The organism is Microbulbifer sediminum, assembly GCF_021729035.1.
GTDB classification, from domain to species: domain Bacteria; phylum Pseudomonadota; class Gammaproteobacteria; order Pseudomonadales; family Cellvibrionaceae; genus Microbulbifer; species Microbulbifer sediminum.
The window spans coordinates 75,035-94,677 of sequence record NZ_JAJSAP010000002.1 but is presented as its reverse complement, the minus strand read 5'-3'; the positions used below and the strand labels follow the sequence as shown (position 1 = coordinate 94,677).

General features: G+C 60.7%; 16 protein-coding genes. 7 read left to right on the top strand and 9 right to left on the bottom strand.

Translation table 11 applies throughout. From position 1 onward, the window contains the following. Positions 1–96: 96 nt before the first annotated feature. Entirely contained in the window at positions 97–702 is a 606-nt protein-coding gene (lexA, locus tag LVD11_RS03170; protein WP_237056009.1) for a transcriptional repressor LexA, read from the top strand. Positions 703–985: 283 nt separating this feature from the next. On the opposite strand, the gene LVD11_RS03165 is transcribed toward lexA, so the two are convergent. The 4 genes from LVD11_RS03165 to LVD11_RS03150 form a co-directional block, all read right to left on the bottom strand. Next, complete coding sequence (locus LVD11_RS03165; RefSeq protein WP_237056007.1) at positions 986–1,240, bottom strand: hypothetical protein; 255 nt, start codon at positions 1,238–1,240, stop codon at positions 986–988. A 69-nt stretch (positions 1,241–1,309) separates the two neighbouring features. Further along, a complete protein-coding gene (locus tag LVD11_RS03160) occupies positions 1,310–1,807 on the bottom strand; it encodes a DUF6586 family protein (RefSeq protein ID WP_237056005.1) in 498 nt (165 codons plus the stop codon). A 5-nt stretch (positions 1,808–1,812) separates the two neighbouring features. After that, on the bottom strand, positions 1,813–4,497 hold the full coding sequence (topA, locus tag LVD11_RS03155; protein WP_237056003.1) for a type I DNA topoisomerase: 2,685 nt from the start codon (positions 4,495–4,497) through the stop codon (positions 1,813–1,815). Positions 4,498–4,705: 208 nt separating this feature from the next. After that, on the bottom strand, positions 4,706–5,227 hold the full coding sequence (locus tag LVD11_RS03150) for a hypothetical protein (RefSeq protein ID WP_237056001.1): 522 nt from the start codon (positions 5,225–5,227) through the stop codon (positions 4,706–4,708). Between the two features lie 152 nt (positions 5,228–5,379). Here LVD11_RS03150 and LVD11_RS03145 point away from each other — a divergent pair, with 152 nt between their 5' ends. After that, on the top strand, positions 5,380–5,820 hold the full coding sequence (locus LVD11_RS03145; protein ID WP_237055999.1) for a universal stress protein: 441 nt from the start codon (positions 5,380–5,382) through the stop codon (positions 5,818–5,820). 87 nt (positions 5,821–5,907) lie between these two features. On the opposite strand, the gene LVD11_RS03140 is transcribed toward LVD11_RS03145, so the two are convergent. Next, positions 5,908–7,779: an ATP-binding cassette domain-containing protein gene (locus tag LVD11_RS03140; RefSeq protein ID WP_237055997.1), complete on the bottom strand. Its 1,872-nt coding sequence runs from the start codon at positions 7,777–7,779 to the stop codon at positions 5,908–5,910. 158 nt (positions 7,780–7,937) lie between these two features. Here LVD11_RS03140 and LVD11_RS03135 point away from each other — a divergent pair, with 158 nt between their 5' ends. After that, complete coding sequence (locus LVD11_RS03135; protein ID WP_237055995.1) at positions 7,938–9,899, top strand: transglycosylase SLT domain-containing protein; 1,962 nt, start codon at positions 7,938–7,940, stop codon at positions 9,897–9,899. Positions 9,900–9,987: 88 nt separating this feature from the next. On the opposite strand, the gene LVD11_RS03130 is transcribed toward LVD11_RS03135, so the two are convergent. Both LVD11_RS03130 and LVD11_RS03125 read right to left on the bottom strand, forming a co-directional pair. Continuing rightward, positions 9,988–10,236 carry a glutaredoxin family protein gene (locus LVD11_RS03130; protein WP_237055993.1) on the bottom strand — a complete coding sequence of 83 codons (249 nt, stop codon included), beginning with the start codon at positions 10,234–10,236 and terminating at the stop codon, positions 9,988–9,990. Between the two features lie 3 nt (positions 10,237–10,239). Next, complete coding sequence (locus tag LVD11_RS03125) at positions 10,240–11,124, bottom strand: FHA domain-containing protein (protein WP_237055991.1); 885 nt, start codon at positions 11,122–11,124, stop codon at positions 10,240–10,242. A 458-nt stretch (positions 11,125–11,582) separates the two neighbouring features. Here LVD11_RS03125 and LVD11_RS03120 point away from each other — a divergent pair, with 458 nt between their 5' ends. Genes LVD11_RS03120 through LVD11_RS03110 form a run of 3 tightly spaced genes read left to right on the top strand, consistent with a single transcriptional unit; the run spans position 11,583 to position 15,404 of the window. Beyond that, the gene (locus LVD11_RS03120; protein ID WP_237055981.1) at positions 11,583–12,503 is read left to right on the top strand and encodes a PP2C family protein-serine/threonine phosphatase; all 921 of its coding nucleotides are present in this window, start codon (positions 11,583–11,585) and stop codon (positions 12,501–12,503) included. Between the two features lie 13 nt (positions 12,504–12,516). After that, positions 12,517–14,973, top strand: a complete 2,457-nt coding sequence (locus LVD11_RS03115; RefSeq protein ID WP_237055979.1) for a bifunctional serine/threonine-protein kinase/formylglycine-generating enzyme family protein — start codon at positions 12,517–12,519, stop codon at positions 14,971–14,973. 41 nt (positions 14,974–15,014) lie between these two features. Next, entirely contained in the window at positions 15,015–15,404 is a 390-nt protein-coding gene (locus LVD11_RS03110) for a hypothetical protein (RefSeq protein WP_237055971.1), read from the top strand. A 7-nt stretch (positions 15,405–15,411) separates the two neighbouring features. Here LVD11_RS03110 and rlmKL read toward each other — a convergent pair whose 3' ends face one another. Next, the gene (gene rlmKL, locus LVD11_RS03105; protein ID WP_237057082.1) at positions 15,412–17,592 is read right to left on the bottom strand and encodes a bifunctional 23S rRNA (guanine(2069)-N(7))-methyltransferase RlmK/23S rRNA (guanine(2445)-N(2))-methyltransferase RlmL; all 2,181 of its coding nucleotides are present in this window, start codon (positions 17,590–17,592) and stop codon (positions 15,412–15,414) included. A gap of 617 nt (positions 17,593–18,209) precedes the next feature. Here rlmKL and rmf point away from each other — a divergent pair. Next, positions 18,210–18,461, top strand: coding sequence for a ribosome modulation factor (rmf, locus tag LVD11_RS03100; protein WP_237055969.1), 252 nt, complete (start codon positions 18,210–18,212; stop codon positions 18,459–18,461). A 74-nt stretch (positions 18,462–18,535) separates the two neighbouring features. Here the strand turns inward: rmf and LVD11_RS03095 are convergent, their stop codons facing one another. Beyond that, on the bottom strand, positions 18,536–19,612 hold the full coding sequence (locus LVD11_RS03095; RefSeq protein ID WP_237055968.1) for a quinone-dependent dihydroorotate dehydrogenase: 1,077 nt from the start codon (positions 19,610–19,612) through the stop codon (positions 18,536–18,538). Between the last annotated feature and the right edge of the window lie 31 nt (positions 19,613–19,643).

The window sequence follows — 19,643 nt, the reverse complement described above, 5'->3', positions numbered from 1 at the left end:
GATTTGACGACAAGGCCGCGGAATTTGCGCCGCCGGGAAATCTGTATATAATCCCAGCAACTGTATAAAAATACAGACACACGACCAGGTGAATCTATGACCAATCTCACGGCGCGCCAGTCGCAGGTACTCGAACTCATCAAGACCTACCTCGATGAAACCGGCTACCCCCCTACCCGCGCGGAAATTGCCCGCCAACTGGGCTTTCGCTCCCCCAATGCGGCCGAGGAACACCTCAAGGCGCTGGCCCGCAAGGGCGCCATTGAAATGGTGGCAGGAGCTTCCCGCGGCATCCGCATCCCGGACCACCAACCGGGTTTACCGATCGTTGGTCGCGTGGCGGCAGGCAACCCGATTCTCGCCGAAGAAAATATCGAGGATTACTGCGATCTGCCGACAAACTTTTTCCACCCTCCGGCGGATTACCTGTTGCGCGTGCATGGCATGAGTATGCGCGATGCCGGGATTCTCGACGGGGACCTGCTGGCCGTACAGCGCACTGACCAGGTCCGCAACGGCCAGATCGTGGTTGCCAGGATCGAGGACGAAGTGACCGTCAAGCGCTTCCGCCGGAAGGGCAACCAGGCCACAGTGCAGTTACTCCCGGAGAACGAGGAATTCGACGTAATTCAGGTCGATATGCGCGATAAGCACTTCGCCATTGAGGGATTGGCTGTGGGCGTCATACGCCAGAGCCCCTGACCCCGCCTGCCCCTGCCGGTGTACGCAGGGGCTCCCCCCGCCCCTCCCCACCTCAATGATTGCATACCCGCTTCCGCGCCGCAGGCTGCGGGCACGTGTAACGCAGTGAGTCCAGCCATAGAAACAGCCCACGCCAGGACGCCAGCATCCAAAGGCTTTTGGCACAGGGCTATTGAGGACAGGCAGGTGGGGAAATATCAGTGAGCGGCGGGCTCGGGGGAGGAGATTACCCGTCGGCGGAAGACGACTCCTGGCGCCCGCCGACCGGATTAACTGACGGGAATCAGTGGATCGTGTGGTTTACCGGCTCCAGCTCCTCTTCCTCGAGGTACTCAGCCGCAATCTCATCGATGTTCTGGACGGCGTCAATGCCGGCCTCCAACATGGCACGGGCCACGGCGATCTTGTGCTCGCGCAAGAATTCGGAGCTGGCGTCCGAAAAATGAATACGCACCAGCGGATCCTCCTTCTGCCCGGCCCGGCGAAGCGCTACATCGCCATTGGCAAGCTCGATAATTTCAAAGGTCTCGGAGGACATTCGCTTCTCCTGCAACATCAACTTTCACGCAGTGTAACACAGGGAAGGAGGCAGAATCAGCGCCACTTACTAGCACTCTTCCATATGCGCCCGCTGGCGCCGGACAAGCTCTGCCAGCGACTCCCGCCATACCCGCAGGGCAGGAAGATCAGGTACGGGGGGCTGCCGCCCCAGGTCGCGGAGGGGAATGACCTGGGTCGGGGAACCGGCGCCGCCAGCCCCGGTGGCACTGCCACCGGAGAACTGCCACAGCTGCTGCCAGGCCGCCTCGAGGCCCGCCAGCCAGCTCTCCCGGTCTTCCGCCAGGCTGAGTAGCTCGGCGGCCTCGGCGGATGCCATGCCCCTTGCCCCCAGTGCGCGTGCCAGCTGCTCCGGTGATTCCGGCTCAGCCCCCAGTTGTAACTGGTGGCCCAGCTCACAGAGAAATGCCCGGTAGGCCAGCCATAATTGCAGAACCACCGCATCCTGCAGTGCGACCCGGTGCAGGTCCCCAGCTGGTTCTGACTCGAGCAATAGCTGGCTTTTTCGAAGCGCCACTGCCACGGTACCGGTATAAGGATTGGGCATGGGCCTTACTTACCCTTGGTGGCGGCTTTTTTCTTTGCCGGTTTACGCTTGGCCGCAGCTTTCTTGGTGGCCTCCGCCTGCCATTTGCCGTCACGGTAAAATGCGCGCCAGCCAGTTGCCTTGCCCTCTTCCTCTGACTGCACGTACTGTTCCTGAGTCTTGCGGCTGAAGCGGATCACCGTATCCCTGCCCTGGTCGTCCTCTGCCGGCGCGGAGAACAGGTAGCTGTACTTTGGATCAATCTCATCCTTGTGAGGCAACAACTCCTTGACCAGCGGAGCACGGGTTTCCCGGTTCTTGGGAAACTGGCTGGCAGCAAGGAACAGGCCCGATGCGCCATCCCGCAGGATATAGTGGTCATCGACTTTCTGGCACGGCAGTTCGGGCATTGGGACCGGATCCATCTTGGGCGGCGCCGGCTGACCATTCTTGAGCAGCTTGCGGGTGTTTTTGCACTCATCGTTCGTGCAGCCAAAGTATTTACCAAAGCGGCCGGACTTGAGCTGCATATCGCTGCCGCACTTGTCGCACTCGATCACCGGGCCATCATAACCCTTGATCTTGAAGGTGCCCTTCTCTACTTCGTAGCCATTGCAATCCGGGTTATTACCACAGATGTGCAGCTTGCGATGCTCGTCCAGCAGGTAGCTGTCCATGGCGGTACCGCACTTCGGACAACGCCTTTTTTCACGCAGCTGACGGGACTCTGCGTCTTCATCCTTGTCCGCGTCTACAGCCTCGTCACCGGAAACCAGGTTCATGGTATTGGTGCAGCGCTCCTTGGGCGGCAGCGCATAGCCGGAGCATCCCAGGAACACACCGGTTGAGCCGGTGCGGATCTGCATATGGCGTCCGCACTTGCTGCATTCTATGTCGGTGTCCGTAGGCGTGTTGCGCCGCATGCCCCCTTCTGCAGCCTGGGCTTTCTCCAGGCGGGCAGAAAAATCACGGTAAAACTCATTGAGCAGATCCTTCCAGCCCTTGTCGCCCTCGGCAACCGAATCAAGTGATTCCTCAAGGCTGGCAGTAAACCCGTAATCCATCAGGTTCTTGAAACTTTCGCTCAGCCGGTCGGTGACGATATCCCCCATTTTCTCCGCGTAGAAACGTCGGTTTTCCAACCGTACGTAACCACGATCCTGGATGGTGGAAATAATTGATGCATAGGTGGAAGGCCGACCGATGCCACGCTTCTCCAACTCCTTGACCAGCGCCGCCTCACTGTAACGGGCCGGCGGCTTGGTAAAGTGCTGCTTCGGGTCGAGCTTTTTGAGTGCCAGCTTGTCGCCCACCTTGACGTCCGGCAACACGGCATCCTCTTCCTTCTTGCTCGTCTGCGGGGCGACCTTGAGGAAGCCGTCAAAGCGGATTACACGACCCCGTGCTCGCAACTCGAAGTCCCCGGCGCTTACCACCACCGAAGTCGAGGTGAATTGGGCGGGGGTCATCTGGCAGGCCACAAACTGCTGCCAGATCAGGTTATACAACCGCTCCGCATCACGCTCGACACCACTGAGCATGTTGGGCTGCATACGCACATCGGAAGGACGGATGGCCTCGTGCGCCTCCTGGGCGCCTTCCTTGCTGGCGTAATTATTGGGAGTATCCGGCAGGTATTTATCGCCAAATTTATCGACGATGAACTCCCTCACCGATTCCACGGCTTCCTTACTCAGGTTAGTGGAATCGGTCCGCATGTAGGTGATGTGCCCCGCCTCGTACAGGCGCTGGGCCAGCATCATGGTTTTCTTGACGCTGAAGCCAAGACGATTACTCGCTGCCTGCTGCAGGGTCGAAGTGATGAACGGAGCCGATGGCTTGGAGCTGGTGGGCTTGTCGTCCCGGGCGCTGACAGTGAAGTCACTGCCCTGCAGGGCGCTGGTGGCCGCCATGGCCTGCTGCTCATTGGTGGGGCGGAAGGTTTCGCCTGCCTGTTTCTTCACCTCCAGCCGCAGGGGGTTGGCCCTCGCGGTTTCAGTGTCGGCGAACAGCGTCCAGTACTCCTCGGGTACAAAGGCACGAATTTCGCGCTCACGCTCCACTACCAGCCGTACGGCCACTGACTGTACACGACCGGCGGAAAGGCCGCGGGCAACCTTCTCCCACAACAGCGGCGATACCATATAGCCGACGATCCGGTCCAGGAACCGGCGCGCCTGCTGCGCGTTAACCCGGTTGATGTTCAACCGGCCAGGGTCCTTGAAGGCCTCCTGGATCGCCGACTTGGTAATTTCATTAAAGACAACGCGCCGGTAGCGGTTGTCATCCCCGCCGATGGACTCGCGCAGATGCCAGGCAATGGCCTCTCCCTCGCGGTCGAGGTCCGTGGCGAGATAGATGTGGTCGGCATTTTCCGCCAGTTTGCGCAGCTCGTTGACGACTTTTTCCTTGCCAGGAAGGATTTCGTAGTGAGCCTCCCAGTTGTGGTCGGGGTCAATTCCCATGCGACGGATCAGCTGCTCGCGATTCTTCTTCCGCTTGTACTTCTCTTTTTCTTCCGGCGACAGCTTGCGGGTTTCCGCCGCGCGCCGGGCACGCTCCTTGGGATCGACCGGCTGCTTATTACCCCCGGCAGTGGGCAAATCGCGAATATGACCAACGCTGGACTTCACCACAAAGTCCTTTCCGAGATACTTGTTGATCGTTTTCGCTTTGGCCGGTGATTCGACGATGACCAGTGATTTACCCATAAGTACTTGTTTTTTAATCAAAATTTCTAGGTGCTGACACTCTGGCGCCGCCGCTTTGGACAGGCCGCTGTGCGCGAATATATAAGCCCCGACCCCAGTGGGGTCAAGCGAGAGGGGAAAATAGTTGCCCCCTCGCCCCTCCGGTAAAGGGGTAATCGGAGCGCCCCCGGACCGCCCGCAAGCGGGAAAACATGGAGCTCCAGGGGCACTATTTCCCGGCCTCAGCAGGCCTCGGACGCCGGATCGCCTCTTCGATTTCCGGCCTGAACTTGTCCAGCGCCGCGAGCAGGCTGTCCATGCCGGATTCGCCGCTCTGCTCACGCCACTGGATGCCCAGGCCGGCCTGTGTGGCGTGCAGGGCAAGCGCATCCGGCGGCAAAGACGTCAGTAGCTCCCGCAGTAGCGGCCAAGCTTCGCGGGGTGCCTGCTGCTCTCCGCGCCAGTCCCAGCGGCCGCTGAAATGCATACCGTGCTCCATCCGCTGTAGCTCGATCATCCATCCGGTTTGCAGGCGCCGCGGATCCTCCCACCGGGAGATATACACCGCTGCGGTACCCTCGCCCTGTGATTCCGGCAACCTCGACATCTGCACCACCATGCCTGCGCCCGCCGCCCGCTGCCTGAACTCTGCGAGCCGGCGATCGCGGCTACTGGGTTTCAGCCACATCACGGGGCCGATGACGAGTGCCACTGCAAAAAAAATGATAAGGAGGGGAAGCCAGCCGGACATGCAAACTCCATTTCGATGATTGAGGCGCCTATTGTGTTGCGCCCGATGCCAGTTATGTCAACTGGTTTGTTTTACATTAGACTCTTCCAGGGGTAAAAAGTGACTACACCCTGAGCGGGCAATAACCAGCCAACAAAAGGAGCAGTATGCCAATGGCCAGCTATAAAAAGATTCTTGTGGGCCTCGATCTCTCGGAAGATTCTTCCCAGGTGCTCAAAAAGGCAGAGGAAATTGGCAAGGCGTTCGGGGCCGAATTGAGCCTGTCCCACGTAATTGAGCCCCTCACCTTCGCCTATGGCGGCGATATTCCGATGGACCTGTCGGAGGTGCAGGAACAGTTGCAGGACCAGGCCAAAGAGCAACTGAAGAAAGCATCCACGTCGCTCGGAATTCCAGAGGAGAGACAGCATGTGGTGCTCGGCCAGCCCGCGTCCGAAATCCACCGCCTCGCCGAGGAAATCAGCGCCGACCTGGTTATCATCGGTAGCCACGGCCGCCATGGCCTGGCACTGCTGCTCGGCTCCACCGCGAATGGCGTATTGCACGGCGCCGGCTGCGACGTGCTGGCCGTGCGAGTCCAATCGGGCGAGTAGCCCGGGCCCGGCGGGGATCGGTCATCACGGTGTTATCCGCCCCCGCCTGCATCCACTCACAGGGATACCGCGGCACCGGCGCGCGCCTCAGGTGCCTTCATCAAGCTCGGCCCAGCGCTCAAAGGCAGACTCAAGTTCCGCCTGGCGTTCGGCCAGCAGCCGCAGGCGCTCCTCCACCAATGCCTGGTCCTGCTGGTAAAAATCCGGACTGGACACCTCTTCCTCCAGCACACCAATCTCCTCTTCCAGGGCCTCTATCTTCCCCGGCAGGCTATCCAGCTCGCGCTGTAGCTTGTAGCTGAGCTTTTTGGACTTGGCCGGGGGCTTCGCTCCCGGCCCCGTATCCTTCCGGGGTTTCGGTTTCTCTGGCTTTTCTGTGGCACCGCTCCCTTCAAAACCGGCAAAATGCCCGCCCTGGCGCAGGAAGTCCTCATATCCACCCACATACTCCCGCACCACGCCATCGCCCTCGAAAGCCAGGCACGAGTCCACCACGTTATCGAGAAAGGCACGGTCATGGCTGACCAGGAGCACGGTACCGGAGAAATCCAGCAGCAGCTGCTCCAGCAACTCCAACGTCTCGACGTCGAGGTCGTTGGTCGGCTCATCCAGTACCAGGATATTGGCCGGCTGGCTGAACAGCTTTGCCAGCAGCGCGCGATTGCGCTCACCGCCGCTGAGCGCCGACACGGCAGTCCGCGCCTTCTGGCCGGAAAAGAGGAAATCCGCCAGGTAGGACATGGCGTGCCGGCTCTTGCCGCCGACGGTGATGGACTCACGCCCGCCCGCGACATTATCCAGCACCGTCAATTCCGGATCCAGCTGGTCCCGACGCTGGTCAAAGTAGGCCACCTGCTGCTTGGTGCCCAGCCGCACGCGACCGGTATCCGGCTGCAGCTCCCCCAACAACAACCGGATCAGGGTACTTTTACCGGCACCATTGGGGCCGATCAGCCCCACTTTGTCTCCCCGCATCAAGGTGAAATCCAGGTCCCGCACCAGCGGCGACTCCCCGGGATAGGCGAAACCAACACCCTGTAACTCTGCCACAAGCTTGCCCGAAATCTCTCCGGCGTCCACCGAGAGCTTCGCCGTACCCTGGCGGCTGCGGCGGGCTTCCCGCTGGCGACGCAGGTCCTGCAGGGCCCGCACGCGGCCCTCGTTGCGGGTACGGCGGGCCTTGATGCCCTGCCGGATCCAGGCCTCCTCCTGGGCGAGCTTCTTGTCGAACAGCGCCTCGTTGCGGGCCTCCTCCGCCAGGACCTTTTCCTTCTCGGCCTGGTAGCGATTGAAATCACAATTGAATACCCGCAGGTGACCGCGATCCAGGTCCCAGACCGTACGTGCGAGCCGCTGGGCCAGGGCACGATCGTGGCTGACGAACAGTAACGCCCCACGAAACGAATCAAGGAAGTTCTCCAGCCATTCGACGGCGGCAATATCCAGGTGATTGGTGGGCTCGTCGAGAATCAGCAGGTCCGGCTCGACTACCAGCGCGCGGGCGAGTGCGGCGCGGCGCTGCCAGCCACCGGAAAGATCAGCAACGACTGCCGCCGGGTCGAGGCCGAGACGGTCAAGCACGCTGTCGATACGCGGCATCAGGTCCCAGCCGTGCGCTTCCTCTATCCGGGACTGCAGGTCCTCCCGGGGCTCATCCTGGTAATCCGCCAGCCACAGCCCCACCTGTCCGAGCCCACCGGCGACAAACCGATAAACGCTCTCTCGGCAGCCGGATGGCAACTCCTGCTCGAGGGCCGCGACTACGGTCCCAGAGGTGGTAACCAGCTCTCCGCCATCGGGATCCACGTGGCCGCCGATCAGGCGCAGCAGGCTCGATTTGCCCTCGCCATTCCGGCCGACCAGACAAATCCGGTCGCCGCGATCTATCATGGCACTGACATTGTCCGCGAGGACCTGGGTTCCGTACCGCAGGCTCACGGCATCCAACTGAAGCAACATACTTTTACAACTACACTATTTGAGGGTGTGCCCGTTCTCATTCTCGACCGGGAGTCTCACCAGCCCACGAATCGGGCTTGTGTGAAATGGATATTTTACGCATTATTTGACGCGCTGTTTTACTTTTACCGGCGCGAATTATCAATCGGGTGAGTACTATGTCGATTGACGCAAAGGGAATCGCGTTAACGCTGTTCCTGGCGCTGACTGCCTTCCCGGCACTTGGCGAGACCAACGCGGAAAAAGCGGTGGCCCAACGGGAGAAGCTCCAGGAGGCCCGCGAGGCTATCGGCCGCGGCGATGCCCCCGACCTGAAGCGCCTCAAGCGGGAGCTACAAGGTTACCCGCTTCTACCCTACCTCGACTACTGGGCGATCAGCCGAAAAATCAGCCGCCTCCCTTACGATGAGATAGATGCGTTTATCAGTGAGCATCGCGATACCGCAATCGGTGACTGGATGCGCGTGCGCATCCTGCGCGAATTGGGGAGCCGCAAGCGCTTCCGTGCCTACCTCAAGTACTATGACCCGGACAAGATCTCCCGCGCTTCACTGAAGTGCTACTACGCTGACGCCCTCTCCCGACACGGGGACAAGGAGACCGCCTACGCATTGGTGGAGGAGCTGTGGATGGTCGGTCGCTCCCAGGCCGAGGAGTGTGACCCGGTATTCAACCGCTGGATAAAAGACGGCGGCCTCACTCCGCAGCTGGCCTGGGGACGGCATCTGCTGGCAGTGAAAAGTGGCCAACTGGACCTGGCTGAGTATATCGCCAGGAAAATGGACCCGGACCAGGCGCAACGGGCAGAGCTGTTGCGCTCAGTCCACCGGGACCCCGGGCAGCTGTCCAACCACTCGCGCTTTATCAGTGACCGGCCCGAATACCGCCAGATTGTCCTGCACGGACTCGAGCGCCTGGCCCTGAAAGATGCCGGCCTGGCTGAAAAGGCCTGGCAGCGCTTCGAGCGCAGTTACCTGTTTGCCGATAATGAGCGCGAGCAACTGCTGCGCAATTTGGCCCTGCAGTTTGCGCGCCAGGATGATATCGAGGGCCTGCGGGCGTTCTTCGCTCGTACCGAGAAATTTACCGACCCACGAACCATCGGCTGGCTGGCCCGCCAGTCAATGCGGGAGCTGGACTGGGCACAAGTGGAATTCTGGATCGACCGGCTGCCACCGGAGGAGCAACTCCGGGACGTGTGGCTGTACTGGAAAGCGCGGTCCCTGGAAGAACAATACGGCGATTCACGCTCAGACCAGGCGGTGCAACTTTACCGCCAGGCGGCGGAGGAGCGCAGTTACTATGGCTTCCTGTCGGCAGACATCCTCGGGCAGAACTACCGTTTTGTCGACCGCCCCGCCAAGGTCACGCCGGAACTGGTGCAGGAGATGGCTGCCCGCCCCGGTATGCAGCGGGCCCGGGAGCTGCAGGCTATCGGTGAGCTCTACCACGCCCGTCGCGAATGGGATTATGCCACTCAGGGCCTCGGCCACCAGGAATTACTGACCGCCGGCAAAGTCGCCAGCGCCTGGGGCTGGTATCACAAATCGATCCGGTCAGTACTCGCCGCCGATTACCTGGATGACCTGGAACTGCGATTCCCGCTCGCCTTCTCCGACATCGTCACCGATGTCAGCAACCAGATGAGCGAAAAGACTGCGCTGGACCCCTACCTCATTTACGCCGTTGCCCGACAGGAAAGCCACTTTGCCCATGACGCAAAGTCCCGTGCGGGTGCCCTGGGATTGATGCAGCTGCTCCCTTCCACCGCCCGAACCACGGCCCGCAAGGCCGGTGTGCGGTATCGCCGCAGCTGGGACCTGCTGACTCCCAAGACCAATATCGCCCTTGGGAGTTTTTACCTCCGAACCCTGCTCAACCGCTTCGACAATAACCGGATCCTGGCTGCTGCAGCCTACAATGCGGGCCCGACAAGGGTCGCCGGGTGGCTTCGGGAAACCGGCAGCCAGCTGCCCTACGATGTGTGGATTGAAACCATTCCCTACCACGAAACCAGGAAGTACGTGCAGAACGTACTGGCCTATTCCGTCATTTATGCGTATCGCAGCGGGAACATACAGCCGTTGCTCAGGGATAACGAGGCGCGCAGCAAGCTGTGATTTGGACCGGGCGGCCCCTGCCGGCCGGCCAGGCAGGTAAAAACCTGGAGGCAGCGCCCGCCCGCAAAGGGGGCCTGACGACCCCGCACTAAAGACGGGCCTGCAGCCAGTTACGTAGCTTGCTGCTGTCGAACGGCCAACCCAGGACGTCATCCGGGTCCCCCAGGCCTACAACCGGAATGCGGGCCCCAAAACGCCTCTCCAGGTCCAGGTCATCCGAGATATCCACTTCGCGCAACCGGAGAGCGAAGTCATCCAGCACGGGCCAGATCTCAGCCTTGGCTTTCTCACACAGGCTGCAGCCGAGGGTGGTATATAGAAGCAACTCTGCCGGCATTGCTCAGAGCAACCCCTGCTGGCGCGCCCAGAGCACGCCCGCGGTACCCAGACCGATCAACAGCACCACGCCAAACCAAAGCCATGCGCTGCTCCCGGGTTCCGCCGCTGCCGCATCACCCTCGTAGCGCTGCCGCTCGCGGGTCATTTCCGCCTCCGCAACCGGGGCGGACTGCACGGCATCAACCGGGGGCGCCTCACTCTCGCCCTCTGCAGCGGTGTCATGTTCCCGCGGGATCATCACTGCAGGACGCACTGTCGTCTTGTCCAGGTCATCGGCCGGGCCCACCACACTGAAGCTCAGGGTGTCGAATCGTAACTCATCCCCGCGGCGGACCCGCGTTTCCGAAACTCGCTGGTTGTTCAGGAAAGTACCGTTGGCCGACCCGAGGTCAACCACGAACAAAAGGCCGTCCCGTACTTCCAGGCGTGCATGGCGGCGCGAAAGGTGAGAAAGGGAAAAAGTGATATCGCACTCGTCGGAACGCCCCACCACGCTGGCCTGCTTAACGGGGAAAACCCGGCCGGCGATGGCGGGATGATTGGCCCGTAGTGCCCAGGACACGGCGCCACTGCCGGAGGTACTGGAGCGAAACCGTGCCACCTTCGGGTCGACTACCCCCAGCTCACGATCGCCGATAGTGACACGATCGTTCAACTTAAGCCGGGTCGTGCCCTTTATTGGCTGCCCGTTGACAGCCAGCCCGCCGTATCCGGACAGGTCGCGCAATGTGAGCGTGTCACCATCGACAACAACTTCGGCGTGCAGTTTGGCCACCGAATCGCTGGCGAGGGTGAGGTCACAGGTAGAGGCTCGACCGATGGTTACTCTCGGCGCCACGAGCCAGACACTCTGTCCGGCACCCTTGAGATCGCAGAGTTTCAGCATTTCTCGTGTTCCTGGTAATGCGGGGTCTGGTCAACTCCAGGGACAGTGCCTCGCCAGGCAATGCCCGAGAAGTACCCGCCGCGCCGCTGCCCAAGGATATCCTGCCGGTATCCGAGCAAACCCGGTGCGGGCGAGTCCGCCCATCTTGTTGTTAACGGGAAAATTCTATCACGAAGTTTTTGCGTGGCATGTGATTGGGTTTGCAGCGTACAATCCCTCCTTACAATATTATTTGCCATGGAATACCTGCCTCCGGCGGTCGGTACCAGGCCTTCTCTGGCATATATTTCCGCTTGTTTGTCCTCCGGGGATACCGCATGCGGGAAGAAGCAAACTCAGCTCGGTTAAGGGATGGGCGTCCCGCTTAGTTTTCACGCGGTCAAGCCGCGGCAGCGGAGAGCCCGCTGAACTGGGATGGGGCGCTAAAAACCAAAATAAGACACAGGTAGTTGCACGCAGTGAGTGAAGCCAAAGTACGCGATGTATCGAGGCACACGGTACCCCGCCAGTCGACAGGGAATCAGGCACGGAGCGCCGGTGCAACACACCCCGGCTTCAAGCGTGAGCAGAACGAGGATGCGCTCTGGTCCGACGAGCAACGGGGCGTATGGGTCGTGGCAGACGGGCTAGGCGGCCACCAGGCGGGGGAAATCGCCAGCAAGACCGTCGTAGAGGAGATCCAGCGCTCCGCGGCTACTGACCGCCACTATGAACACGCCTTGCAGCGGGCCCATGCGCTGTTGCTGGGGGATGAACAGAGCGCAGCGAATATGGGCTCCACTGCCGTTGTAGTGGCAGAGGAAGGCGCCTATTTCCACATCTACTGGGTAGGTGACAGTCGCGCCTATCTCTGGTCTCCCGGCGAAGGGCACGGCCGGCTAAAGCAGCTGACCAATGATCACTCATATGTTCAGATGCTGGTAGATTCCGGCGCCATCAATCCCCAGGAAGCGGCAAGCCACCCGAACCGACACGTAATCACGCGCTGTATTGGCGGCAGCACCAACCCCAGCCTGGACGTGGACCGGATGTCATCGCCCTGGCAAGCCGGTGACCGACTGTTGTTGTGCAGCGATGGCCTGAGCGCGGAAGTCGAGCCGCAGGCGATCGCCGAGATACTTTCCTGCAACGATGATTGCCGCCGGGCGGCAGACCTCCTCATTGCCGCCGCACTCGATGCCGGCGGCAAGGACAACATCACCGTTCAGGTCATTGACGCGCCGGACCCGGCCCGGCTTTCGGGAAGTGACTATATGGGCGCGGACACTCCCTCTCCCGCCCGCCTGGGAAACACGGCAAGAATCGTATTGGCGGTCGTCACCGCTGCGGCGTTAGCCTCCGGTTTTGCCGGATGGCTTCTCGGCCTGATACCGCATTAAGGAAATCGCATCAATGGAGGTTGTGAGCAACAACAACGCCCTCGAAATACCGGGTTACCGTATCCTGAAAAAGATCAACCAGGGCGGTATGTCTACGGTCTACCTGGCGGTGCAGCGCAGCGTTGGCCGGCAGGTTGCGCTCAAGGTCATGTCACCAGTGCTAAACGCGGATCCTATTTTCAGCGAACGTTTCCAGCGCGAGGCCAATATTGTCGGGCAATTGTCCCACCCCAATATTGTCGGGATCCATGATATTGGCCGCTTTCGCAGCCTCAACTACATTGCCATGGACTTCATGCCCGGCGGCTCGGTTTCCGACCGGTTTTCCAGCGGGGTCATCGATCCGATGGAGGCGCTCACTATTACGCGCCAGATTGCCCTCGCCCTGGACCACGCCCACAGCAAGGGCTATGTGCACCGCGACCTGAAGCCGGAAAACATCCTGTTTCGTGAAGACGGCTCCGCGGTCCTGACGGATTTCGGTGTCGCCAGGGCAGTAGCCAGAACAACCCGCATGACCAGCAGTGGCATGGTAGTGGGCACACCACATTACATGAGTCCGGAGCAGGCCCGTGGCGCAGCCATCGATGGCCGCGCCGACCTGTACAGCCTGGGCATCGTCTTTTATGAGATGCTCACCAGTGTTGTGCCCTTCCAGGCCGACGAGGCGGTGGCTATCGCCATCAAGCACCTCACCGACCCACTGCCCCGACTGCCAGCCCGGCACTCCCTGTACCAGGGCCTGATCGACCGGTTCCTGGCCAAGGACCCGCAGGACCGCTTCCAGCGGGGGCTCGATGTTGTTGACGCAATCGACCAGCTGGTGGCAACCCTTGCTGGCAAGCCCACAACTCAGACTACTCAGCTGAACAACACTGCGGTGCGCACCTCGAGCCTGGTCCGCGCCCTGATCATGACCCTGTACGGCACTGCACGTGATCGAGTTGCCGCCACCTGGGCCCGGTGGCGGGACAAGCCCCTGCACGAGAATCACCCCCGTGCCGAGCAGGCCACCATTATGCGGATCCAGCAGGTGATCCAGCAGGCACCCCAGAAGAAAATACGACAGTGGACTTACGGATCCGCAATAACTGCCGGCCTGCTTGTGGCGTGGCTGCTGTTCAGCCTGCTCAGTTACCGATTCGACTGGCTGCCAGAAGACTCGATCCTGGGCCGGACCAGCGAATTTACAGCCAGCCTGCTGTTGCCCGGGTCAAAGGGCCACGAGGTTGATACATCAGAGCCCGAGCCGGCTGGCAATAGCTCCGCGTCCGCCCCTGCGGCGACCAGTGCAGCGGGAAAGCCCGGCCACCAGGCAGACGAGAAGTCGCCGGCAGCGGCATCAAGCACGACAGAGGGCTCCGATGGGGGCATGAGTAAAGGCCCCGCCTCTCCAGAGTCGGATATTGCGGTGCCCGGCCCGCAGCAAGTCACGCAAAAGACACAGGACCCGGCCCCTGCCAAGGCGGACGCGCAAGCAGCAACGACCGCGGCCGCCCAGCCCGCTGCTGGCGAAACCGAGACATACGCCCTGAATATCACTACCCGGCCCGCGGATGCCCAGGTCCGCATCATGAATATTTCTCCCCGTTACAGGGCCGGCATGGCCCTGTCGCCGGGCAACTACGATGTGGAGGTCAGCAAGGCGGGCTATGAGACCGAACGTCGATGGATACGTATCAGCGACAGGGACCGTAAGGTCAGCTTCAGGCTCGAACGCATCCACACCGCGGGCAAGGTATTGCGCCCCGCCCTCGCAGACGGCGGCCGATCGCCGAGTCTCGTCGTGGTAAGCCCCGGCAGCTTCACCATGGGAGACGACAAGCGACCCACGGCAAGCCCCGCCCACCGAGTCACCATTGCGCGGCCCTTTGCCATATCCCGACATGAAATAACCTTCAACCAGTACGACCGGTTTGCGGAAGCCACCGGGGCAGCCCTGCCCGGCGACGAGGGCTGGGGCCGCGGCCATCGCCCCGTGATCAACGTCACCTGGAACGAGGCTCGGGCATACGCACAATGGCTTTCGGAGCAGACCGGCAAGCGTTACCGACTCCCAAGTGAGGCAGAGTGGGAATATGCTGCACGTGGCGGCGAGTCGCGCCCCTTCTGGTGGGGCGATGCCGACCCGAGAGGCAAAGCCAATTGCCGGCGGGGCTGTGACAGCGAATTCGTGGGCATTTTCACCGCCGGGAGCGCTCCGGTTGGCACCTATGAGCCTAATGGTTTCGGTCTGTTCGACACCTCTGGCAACGTCGCCGAATGGACGCAGGACTGCTTCCTCGCCGACTACCAGGGCAGCCGCAGCGACGGCAGGCCGGTAGAGGTCAAGAACTGCAACCTGCGCACAGTCCGTGGCGGATCAATGCGTGATCCGCTCTACAACGTGAGCTCCGTGCACCGTGTGGGTCAGAGTGAAATTGCGATGTCCAAGGATATTGGCTTTCGCGTATTGATGGAGCTGGACTGACCCGCGAGGGGACCCGGACTGGCAAACAGGGGATACAGGTTTTGAATAGCGCTTTAATCACCATGGCCTGCCTGTTGGTTGGCGTTGTCATATCCGGCTGCAACGGCGTCGATTTCAGGACGAATATCGGACCGTACGCCAAAAGCCGTATTGCCAGTGCCGGTGTAGAGGAGTATTCGCCGGTAGAGATCGCTCGTTACGATGCAGTATCACTCGGGCTGGTCGAGGCATCGTCCTGCCAGGAACGCATCGACGAACCGGCGCCGGAGCGGTCAGGCGTTGTGCGCGCAATGAAACAGCGCGTACACAAACTGGGCGGAAATGGCGTTGTGGTAGAGTCCTGCGCCAGGGTCGCCCAGGGTACCTGTCGGGTGTACCTGGAATGTCGCGGCACCGCTTACTCGGTGCCACAGCGGCAGAGCCGGCCCTGATCCCCCCTTATTCCTTGCGCAGACGTATTTCCCAGACGTTGTGGATCTTTGGATTGCGCTGGTAATCACGATCCAGCAGCCGCCCGGAGAGATCCGCAACGGCGAAGTCCGCAGCGACCGCTTCGGCCATCCTGAAACTACGCAGATTGTTGGAAAACAGCAGGATTCCGGCCGGTGTCAGTAGTTCCATGCACTGCCGGATCAGCGTCTCGTGATCCCGCTGGATATCCAGCACCCCGCGCATCCTGGCGGAGTTCGAAAAGCTGGGGGGATCCAGGAAGATCAGGTCGTATTCCCCTCGCCGGTTCTCCTGCGCAGACTGCAGCCATTCCAGGCAATCCGCCTGTACCAGCTGGTGGCGATAAGGGTCCATTCCATTGTGCCGGAAGTTACGTGCGGCCCACGCCTGGTAGGTTTTCGACATATCGACGCTGGTGCTCCGGGTGCAACCACCCAGGGCCGCCTGTACTGTTGCTGTGCCCGTATAGCAGAACAGGTTCAGCAGTTTTTTACCTCCGGCCAGGGATTTCAGGTATTGCCGTACCGGCCGGTGGTCCAGGAAAACACCGGTGTCCAGGTAGTCCCAGAGGTTTACCTCGAATTCCGCACCGTACTCCTCCACCCAGAAAGTCCGGCCCGAATCATCACGCCGCTGGTACTGGCTGCCACTGCCCTTGTGGCTGTGGCGGCGTCGCTCCTTGATACTGATATTCCGTTGGGGAATTTCAAGCACCGCCTCGACCGCACGCACCAGCTCCCGCAGCCGGGCACGCGCCTTTTCCTCGGGTATCTGGGCCGGCGCCCGGTACTCCTGTACATGGGCAAAGCTGCCGCCGTCCAGTGAATGGTACAGATCTATAGCCGCAGCGTATTCCGGCAGGTCCGCATCATAGAGGCGGAAGCAGCTGATACCGCTTTTACGGGCCCATTTCCCGGTAGTGCGAAGGTTTTTACGCAAGCGGTTGGCCACCATCTCTGCCTCCGGCGAGAGGCGTGGGGCGGCAGTATCGGCCTGGCCAGCGGACGCGCCAGCGCGAATCTCAAACAGTAACAACTGGCTGGGAATACTGCCGTTGTAGAGCTTGTACTGCTTGTGCGAGCGCAGCCCGGTGGCATGGCCAAGTTCGGGATTACCCGTAAAGATACCAGCAAGCCAGCCCGGGAAACCGGATTTCAGCTGGCGTCCGAGCTCCGCGTACGTTTCCCGCAACTCCTCCTGCTCACCCAGCCGCTCACCATAGGGGGGATTGGTCAGGACCAGCCCCGGCTTGACCTCCCGGTGGCTGGGCACCTTGAACGCGGCTACAGGCCGGCAGCTGACGCGCACCTGGCGCTCTAGCCCGGCGCGGGCAATATTCGCTTCTGCCGCGAACAATACCTTGGCGTCCGCATCGTAACCGCGAATCTCGGGAAGCGCTTTTTCAAGCCCCCGGCGCCGGCGCTCCAGGGCTTCCTCGCGAAGGCGGTTCCAGATATCGCTCTGGTGATTGAGCCAGCGTTCGAAACCAAAACTTCCGCGCAGCAGGCCCGGCGCCATGTCCGCTGCCATCATCGCCCCCTCGATCAGGATAGTGCCCGAACCACACATAGGGTCCAGCAGCGCACCACCGTGCGCCGCGATATCCGGCCAGCCACAGCGCATCAAGAGCGCTGCGGCAAGATTCTCCTTCAATGGTGCGGCACCGATATGCGTCCGGTAACCCCGCTTGTGCAGGCTTTCACCGCTGAGGTCCACTGCAATGTCCAGAGTGTCACGATGCAGTCTCAGGGCCACAGTCAGGTCCGGATGATTCCTGTCTACCAGTGGTCGCTCACCGGTCTTGTCCCGGAGGCGGTCGACAACGGCATCCTTGGCCTTCTGGGCGCCGAACTGGCTGTTACGAATCTCACGGTTGGTTCCCGAAAATTGCAGCCAGAGCTTCCCGGTCGGGTTGATATGTTCTTCCCACGGCAACGCCGCTACCGCTCGATAAAGCTCATCAGCGGTCCGCACTTTGGTACTGGCAAGGCGCAGTAATACCCGGTTGGCCAGACGGCTCCACAGACAGCAACGGTAAGCCAGCTCCAGGTCGCCGGAAAAATGGACGGCAGCCGGCTGCTCGCGTAAATCTGTGGCACCCAGCTCCCGCAACTCTGCAGCCAGGAGGGCTTCAAGCCCGCGTGGGCAGGTCGCGGTCAGGGGGATCATCTCTTTCGGCAAAATATTTTTTCCACGCTGTATTGTCAGTCTGACTTCAGGCCACGGCGTCAACCCGATGCCCGCAGGTTGGTTTAACGCCTATAGCATTTTCTTCTATCAATGACGATTCTGAGTGCCAAGTGATCATTCACAGAAAAGCAACATTCTGCTCTACTGGGAAAACTGATGAAAACCGGCGCCAGCGGTCGCCCTCCATTTCCTGTTGTTGACCATTGCGAACGTGCCTCACCTCGCGCCCTGCACTAAAGGCTGGGTAGAGTTCTTCGCCCCGAAAGCACCGCCTCTGTAATAAAAACTGAATTGTCAGGGATATGGAACCAGGCGCCCGTCCGCCATTTCCACCCAGCAGGACCGCGGCACAGAGATATACGTGGCCGCCTGCGGTCTGTCGGTCGCATTTCCGGGCCAAGCCGTCAAACGTCGCCTTGGATTCGCTCCCGGACACCATAATCTAGATTGTGAAAGCACACAGTCACAGGCATTAACCCGGCCATAAATTTCACTAAGCTTAAAGACAGGGGATCAAAAAACGCACGCTAACATCACGCGCGGGTCACCAGACCCCAAAAAAACCAGCCCAAAATGACCAAGAGGTGCTGTATACGATGAAACGCCAAAAACGTAACCAGTCCAGCAGGGCCTTTTACAAGGGATACCTTGCCGCCACCCAGAGAAAACCCATGGATAGCTGTCCTTACATGAGCGGATATCTTCACCAGGAATGGGTTAATGGATGGCGGGACGGCCGCCAGGATTACTGGAACGGATTTGGGAACTCCACCAAAGCCCAGAAACTTGAAACCTACCGCACCGTAAGCACCAACATCCATCACCCGAATGGGTGGAGCACGATATAAGGGGAGCTGCGCGGTGACTGGCACCAGCCACCGCGCCCCGGTCATGCCTTTGGACGACAGGGCAAAGCCACCAGCTAGCGACTCTCCCCGCCAACCTGGCTATCTGCCACGTCTTTTTCCATGCCACCCCGACGGCGCAGCAGGGCAATAGCCTCGACCGCTTCCCGTATAACAGTCGGGCCACGGTAAATGAAGCCGGTGTAAACCTGTACGGCCGTAGCACCGGCCCGGATTTTTTCCACTGCACTCTCGCCATCGAAGATGCCCCCTACCCCAATGATGGGCAGGGCCCCCTCAAGCTCCCGGGACAGTGTCCGGATCACATTGTTGGATCGCTCAGCCAGAGGGCGACCGCTGAGTCCGCCCTCCTCCTGGCCGTGCGGCAACTCGCTGACTGCGGACTTGTCAATCGTGGTGTTTGTTGCGATAACGCCATCGATTTCGTATTTACGCAGAGCCCCGGCAACCTGGGCAATCTCTTCCGGCTCCATATCAGGAGCGATCTTCACCGCCAGCGGCACATAGCGATCATCAACCCGGGCGAGCTGGGCCTGCTTGCTCTTGAGGGCATCCAGCAGGCTGTTGAGACTTTCTCCAAACTGCAGGTCCCGCAACCCCTTGGTATTGGGGGAAGATACGTTGGCAGTAATGTAGTCCGCGTAGGGATAGACTTTCTCCATGCAGTGGCAATAGTCGTCGGCGGCCCGCTCCACCGGGGTATCAAAATTCTTACCGACATTGATACCAAGTACCCCGCCATAGCGTCGACGGCGCACCCGCTCAACCAGGTAATCAACCCCCTGGTTGTTGAAGCCCATGCGGTTGATGATGGCCTCAGCCTCTTCCAACCGGAAAATCCGCGGTGTGGGGTTGCCCGGCTGTGGCCGGGGAGTCACCGTGCCGACCTCCACGAAACCGAAGCCCAGGGCACCGAGACCGTTGAACGCCTGCGCGTTCTTATCGAGGCCTGCAGCGAGGCCCACCGGGTTCGGTAGCGTCAACCCCATCACCTCCACCGGGTCATCCGCGGGCGGGTCCACAAACAGGGACAATAGCCCCAGCCGCTCTGCGGCACCGATGCCATCCATGGAAATATGGTGGGCCCGCTCCGGGTCGAGCGCGAACAGGGCCTTACGTACAAACGAATACATGCTCTCTCGTTACCTGAATTTTTTACCGTAT

Bases quoted from the DNA above. Each gene is read 5' to 3' on its own strand.
- lexA (WP_237056009.1), top strand. From the start codon at position 97: ATGACCAATCTCACGGCGCGCCAGTCGCAGGTACTCGAACTCATCAAG.
- LVD11_RS03165 (WP_237056007.1), bottom strand. From the start codon at position 1,240: ATGTCCTCCGAGACCTTTGAAATTATCGAGCTTGCCAATGGCGATGTA.
- LVD11_RS03160 (WP_237056005.1), bottom strand. From the start codon at position 1,807: ATGCCCAATCCTTATACCGGTACCGTGGCAGTGGCGCTTCGAAAAAGC.
- topA (WP_237056003.1), bottom strand. From the start codon at position 4,497: ATGGGTAAATCACTGGTCATCGTCGAATCACCGGCCAAAGCGAAAACG.
- LVD11_RS03150 (WP_237056001.1), bottom strand. From the start codon at position 5,227: ATGTCCGGCTGGCTTCCCCTCCTTATCATTTTTTTTGCAGTGGCACTC.
- LVD11_RS03145 (WP_237055999.1), top strand. From the start codon at position 5,380: ATGGCCAGCTATAAAAAGATTCTTGTGGGCCTCGATCTCTCGGAAGAT.
- LVD11_RS03140 (WP_237055997.1), bottom strand. From the start codon at position 7,779: ATGTTGCTTCAGTTGGATGCCGTGAGCCTGCGGTACGGAACCCAGGTC.
- LVD11_RS03135 (WP_237055995.1), top strand. From the start codon at position 7,938: ATGTCGATTGACGCAAAGGGAATCGCGTTAACGCTGTTCCTGGCGCTG.
- LVD11_RS03130 (WP_237055993.1), bottom strand. From the start codon at position 10,236: ATGCCGGCAGAGTTGCTTCTATATACCACCCTCGGCTGCAGCCTGTGT.
- LVD11_RS03125 (WP_237055991.1), bottom strand. From the start codon at position 11,124: ATGCTGAAACTCTGCGATCTCAAGGGTGCCGGACAGAGTGTCTGGCTC.
- LVD11_RS03115 (WP_237055979.1), top strand. From the start codon at position 12,517: ATGGAGGTTGTGAGCAACAACAACGCCCTCGAAATACCGGGTTACCGT.
- rlmKL (WP_237057082.1), bottom strand. From the start codon at position 17,592: ATGATCCCCCTGACCGCGACCTGCCCACGCGGGCTTGAAGCCCTCCTG.
- rmf (WP_237055969.1), top strand. From the start codon at position 18,210: ATGAAACGCCAAAAACGTAACCAGTCCAGCAGGGCCTTTTACAAGGGA.
- LVD11_RS03095 (WP_237055968.1), bottom strand. From the start codon at position 19,612: ATGTATTCGTTTGTACGTAAGGCCCTGTTCGCGCTCGACCCGGAGCGG.